The organism is Actinomadura napierensis, from assembly GCF_039529375.1.
Classification (GTDB): domain Bacteria; phylum Actinomycetota; class Actinomycetes; order Streptosporangiales; family Streptosporangiaceae; genus Spirillospora; species Spirillospora napierensis.
Map to the genome: position 1 here is coordinate 1 of NZ_BAAAMR010000149.1, position 3,910 is coordinate 3,910.

Genomic DNA, 3,910 nt, shown 5'->3' on the forward strand with positions numbered 1-3,910 from the left:
CGGCGCGTCGCTCCTCGACATCGGCACGGGCATCGCGCTCGACCGGCTCGTCCTTCCCCAGTTGCGTTCGGAGCCGATCGCCGCGTCCGACCATGCGGGCAGGCCGTCCGGTCCCGGCCCGTCCGGCGCCCTGGACGAGCCCGACGCCGGGACGGGCACCGGGAACGGCGGCGGTGCGCGCGAGGCGCCCGGCGGCGGTGACGAGGCGCCTTCGCCGAAGACGACCGGCGCGCCGACGCGCTCACCCAAGCCGGCGAAGACGAAGACGGCACCCGCCGCCAAGGACGATCCGCCCCGAACCGGCCCGACCCTGTCACCCGGCTCGACCGGGCCGGAGAACGCCGTCGTCGCCCTCACCAACGCCGAGCGGGCCAAGGCGGGATGCGACGCGCTCCGCGTCGACCGGCGGCTCGTCACTGCGGCCCGCGCGCACTCCGCCGACATGGCCGCGAACGACTACTTCGACCACGACTCCCCGAACGGCGACAGCCCCTGGATGCGCATGCGGGAGGCCGGCTACGCCGGTCCCGGCGCGGAGAACATCGCCAGGGGCTACGCGACCGCCGCCGCGGTCGTCGACGGCTGGATGGCCAGCCCCGGGCACCGCGCGAACATCCTCAACTGCGGGCTGCGCGCCATCGGCGTCGGCATGGCGGCCGGCTCGGACGGCCCGCTGTGGACCCAGGACTTCGGCTGGACGTGACGGGACGGGCCCGCACGGTGACCTTCCGCAAAGCACCGGCGCCCGGTTCGCCCCCATGTCATGGTGGGTGTTCCGAAGGTCCAGACCGCTGAAAGAGGAACGGTAAGGTCCAGAGCCATGGGTTATCCGGGCGATCAAGGCAAGCCCGGCGGCCGGCCCTCCGGGCCGTCGCCGCAGCCGCCGTACGGCTCCGGAGCCGAGGCGCCACCGTACGGCAACGACAACGACGAGGCCTTCGCCCCGCTCGGCGAGGCCCCCGCCGCGCGACCGTTCGGCGGCGACTCCTTCGGGACCGGGCCGCTGGAGGCGGAGCCGTTCGGGCCGCCGTTCCCGGCGGCCGAGCCGCCCGCCGGACCGTCCGGCGCGACCGCCGTCTGGGGCGAGCCCCCCTCGTCGGAACGCCAGGACGCGTTCCCGCCGGGCGGCTTCGGACACGACCAGTTCGGACAAGAGCAGTTCGGACAGGACCAGTACGGGCAGCAGGGCGGTTTCGGGCCCGGCGGTCAGGAGCCGGGGCCCGCGGGGTTCGAGCAGGGCGGCGGGTTCGGGCACGGCGAGATGCCGGAAGACTCCCCCTACGGCACCCCCATGCCCCCGCAGGGCGACTTCGACGGCGCGCCCCCCGGCGAGGACGGGCCGACCGGACGGCGCCGCGGCCTCCCGCTGATCATCGGCGGCGCGGTCGTCGCGGGGCTCGTGCTCATCGGCGGCGGCATCGGCCTGGCGTCGATGATGAAGGACGACTCCAAGCCCGCGAAGAAGGCGCCGCCGGCCGCCGCGTCCACCCGGCCCACGGCCGCGCCGTCCCCGACCGTCCCGCCGCTGCAGCCGGTCAAGCTGCAGAGCCGCGCCACCGACCCGGTGAAGCTGTCGCTGTCGGAGGTGTTCGGCAAGTCGTCGTTCAAGGCGGACGGCCACAAGTACGTGCGGACCGCCACCAGCTCCACGAAGAAGTGCGCCGCCGTCGTCGGCGGCACGAAGCTGGAGAAGGCGCTGAAGAAGGGGGACTGCAACCAGGCGCTGCGCGCCACCTACGCCCTCAGCACCGGCTCGCTCATCGGCACCATCGGCGTGCTGAACGTCAAGTCCGAGGCCGATGCCAAGGCGGCGGTGAAGGCGGCGTCCGACAAGGACGCGTTCCTGTTGGCTCTGCCCGGCAAGGGCGTCAGCAAGCACGCCGGCAAGGGCCTGGCGTTCGGCACCTCGCAGGCGCACGGCCACTACGTCGTGATGACCTGGGTACAGCGGCCGGACGGCAAGGCCATCGCCTCCAAGTACCATAAGACGGTCAGCGTGTTCGGCGCCGAGCTGTACAAGAGCAGCGACCTCGCCTTCGCCCTGCACTACAGGGAAACAGAAGGCAAACCCCTCAAGAAGTGACCGGTTTGAATACCCTGTCTGCTTATGTCCGGACCTAGAGACACCCGGGAGACCGCCGAGGAGGCGGGGACGGCCACCGCCCCCGCCGCTTCGGCGCCCCCCAGCTTCGGTGCGGTCCCTCCGGCTGGAGGCACGGCCGGCACCGAGGCGGCTCCCGCCAGCCAGGCCCCGTTCGCCGAGGCCGCCGCGACCGGTGCCCCGGCCGGCGCGGCCTCCGCCGACGAGGCTCCGTCCGCGTCCTCCCCGCTGCGGCTGCCCGCGTTCGGCCTGCAGACCCCCTGGTGGGCCGCCGAACCCGCCGCCGAGCCAGGCGGCGGCGAGGCCGGCGCCCCGGGCACGGCCGCGTCCGCCGAGACCGGGCCGCCCGGCACGCTCGTCGCCGGGGTCGGCGTGCCGAACGTCGACTCCCGCCGGGCCGTCCCGTCCGATCCGCTCGTCAAGCGGCCCCTCGCGTTCGGCGACACCGACCCGGACGGCTTCGCGCCCATCCGTCCCGACGAGGACGCCGCTCCCGATCCGGCGCCCGCCGGCGCGGACGCTCCGAGCCCGAGCACGACGACCGGGCCGATGGGGATCGCACCGCCCGTCCCGGTGAAGGCCGGCCAGGCCACCGATCCGCCGCAGACGCGGGACGAACCGGCCGCCCGGCCCGCCGAGCAGCCGCAGCCCGCCGAGCGGGCACGTCCGGCCGACACGGCACCGACCGCCGCGCCTGAGCCCCAGCCTGCGCCCCCGCGGCCGGCCCCTAGGGCCCCTACGGCCGCTTCGACGGCGTTCGAGCAGGCGAAGGAGGCCGAGAGCGCGTCCGCGCCGGCCGCCCCGGTCCTCGTCCCGGACGCGATCCTGCCGCGCGGCGTCCTGCCGCCCACCGGCAGCGGACCGTTCCCGCACGGCGGCGAGGACGGCGCGGCGACCGCCACGGCCGAGGAGCCGGCGATGGCCGCCGTGATCACTCCCGTGTACCACGCCGAGGGCGGCGTCCCGCTCGACACGCCAGGCCCCGGCGGGCCCGGCGGCGGCCCCACCGGGCCGGCGGGTCCCGAACGCCCGCGCCCGGGAGCCGGCAGGCAGCGCCTCGTGCTGATCGGCGGCGGCGCGGCCCTCGTGCTCGCGGCGCTCGTCGCGCTGTTCGTCGTCGGCGGGGCGGGATCCAAGGGCGACGGCGCCACCCGCAAGGACGCCGGGCCCACCCACGTCGCGGCACCGCCGCCGAAGGCGAGCACGCCGCCCAAGCCGAAGCCGGCCGACATCAACGACGAGAGGGGCGACCCGAAGGACCTGTCCTTCACCGAGGCGTACCCGGACGCCGCCGTCGACCTCGGCGAGCGCACCTTCGACCGCGACCGCTGGTCCGTCAACAAGGATCTGTCGTACGCGGCGCGGGGCTCCATGCTCAAGGCGCTCCAGCAGGACAAGTGCCGCAAGGTCGTCCGCGCCACCTTCATCAACAGGATGAAGACGTGGGCGGTCACCACCGGGATCGCGGTCATGCCGAACCGGGCCGCGGCGCTGCGGGCGAGCCGCGCCGGCGACCCGGGCAAGTACGAGTGGTTCCGCGGCATGTCCGGCAAGCAGGCCAAGGACATCGACCGGGCCGGCGGGTACGCCGCCACCACCGTCCGCGGCCGGTACGTCATCTACGCCTACGTCCAGGACCCGAGCGGCAAGCAGGTCAAGCCCGGGAACGTCCAGGCCAAGCAGATCGCCCAGCAGTTCCTCGGCTACAGCGCCCGGCCGATCGAGGCCCGCGCCCGCGGCTGACGCACGCACGGCACAAGCAAGGCACGCATACGGCGGCGGCCGAGGGGAGCTCCCCTCGGCCGCCGC

At 75.2% G+C, this 3,910-nt stretch carries 3 protein-coding genes; all 3 read left to right on the plus strand.

Annotated elements, in window-relative coordinates; genetic code table 11:
- A partial coding sequence (locus ABD296_RS44450; protein WP_344282785.1) for a CAP domain-containing protein occupies positions 1 to 703 on the plus strand: 703 nt, incomplete at its 5' end.
- Positions 704 to 820: 117 nt separating this feature from the next.
- Positions 821 to 2,083 (plus strand): hypothetical protein, encoded by a 1,263-nt coding sequence (locus ABD296_RS44455; protein WP_344282789.1) that lies wholly within the window; start codon positions 821 to 823, stop codon positions 2,081 to 2,083.
- A gap of 24 nt (positions 2,084 to 2,107) precedes the next feature.
- Positions 2,108 to 3,844, plus strand: a complete 1,737-nt coding sequence (locus tag ABD296_RS44460) for a hypothetical protein (RefSeq protein ID WP_344282792.1) — start codon at positions 2,108 to 2,110, stop codon at positions 3,842 to 3,844.
- The last annotated feature ends 66 nt before the right edge of the window (positions 3,845 to 3,910 follow it).